The sequence below is a fragment of the Niastella populi genome, assembly GCF_002078015.1.
GTDB classification, from domain to species: domain Bacteria; phylum Bacteroidota; class Bacteroidia; order Chitinophagales; family Chitinophagaceae; genus Niastella; species Niastella populi.
The window spans coordinates 1-1,339 of record NZ_LWBP01000098.1; the positions used below are offsets into that span (position 1 = coordinate 1).

Genomic DNA, 1,339 nt, shown 5'->3' on the forward strand with positions numbered 1-1,339 from the left:
ATGAATATGCTGAATTGGTTCCATTCTTTGATAAGTTAATTACGAAAGTCCCACCTGAAATTAACTTACACATCATTGTTAATAATAGCAGGGCCAAACAAAAGCTTGAATTTAAATTCACTAAAAGAAAGATAGACATTATTTTTGAACATGCTTGGAATGAAATATGGTTAAGAGATGTAATGGGGGTATCGAATGGAGAACATATTTATAAGCCTGTTTATGAACCTAATTACTGTAATTACCAATCTACTAATATGAATTACAGAAACCTTAATAATATCTCAATTAACATTATAAAGGATCATTTACAAAATGGCATTGTCCAAATACCTTTAAAATTAGACGGAGGAAACTTTATAACAAATCATCGGTTTGCATTCCTTACAGAAAAAGTCTTACATGATAATGAGCTTTCTGAAAAAGAAATCGCCGCTATTATAAAAGATAAGATGGGAGTAACTCCGATAATAGTACCGGTGAATAAAGGTGATGTAGTGGGGCATACTGATGGTTATATGGGATTTATTGAAGATGATACTATTTGTCTCAGTGAGTATCCAAAATTGGATTGTTTAAAGGAAGACATAAAATACCTAGATATTCTAAAGAACGTCTGTTTAGATTTAAATCTTCGTATTCAACCAATACAGGAACGGCCATTAGGTTACTCGATTCCCTGCGAATGTGAAGCTAAAAAGAAGTGCTGCACTTTTACTGCAAACGGATGCTATGTCAATTTTTTACGGCTTAACAATACAATTATTTTACCTGAATACACTCTTACCAATCTAAAAGAGACCATTTTTTATAATAATATAAATGAAGACGCTCTTTCCAAATATGGCTTTCAGGTAATAAAAATCAATTGTGACATGCTGGCCCAACATGGAGGCTCATTAAGATGTTTAAGCTTCACATGTTAAACATCAGAAGCAATCTCTAGATTTTCGATCAAAAGGATTATAATGCAAAATTGTAGATGAAAATTAATTGACCCCATTAAATATTAGCAGTAACGGTTGATCCAAAAAATTAAACGACCAACCAAAAAAATTTAACGATTTGCTAATATATTTAGTATTTTTATACTGCACACTTTATAATGGTAGCAAATTGTGCAAAAACAATTGTGAAAACTGTACTTAATCCAATTTAAACTTTTAATTTATGTATACTGTCGTAGATTATTAATCCTTAGTCACTTTAAAAAATAATTGACAAACAGCACTTGTTTAAATATGTTTGCGTAACAGTTCCCTATAAATTGGAGAAACTTTATGAACTCAATTGCCTCTAAAGATTCATTTATTAATATGACATCTCTTTTCCCTTCTAC

Annotated in this window: 1 protein-coding gene; it reads left to right on the forward strand. The window is 30.7% G+C overall.

Annotated features, from left to right (window positions below):
• On the forward strand, positions 1-926 hold a 926-nt coding region (locus A4R26_RS10030; protein ID WP_081163649.1), incomplete at its 5' end, for an agmatine deiminase family protein.
• Between the last annotated feature and the right edge of the window lie 413 nt (positions 927-1,339).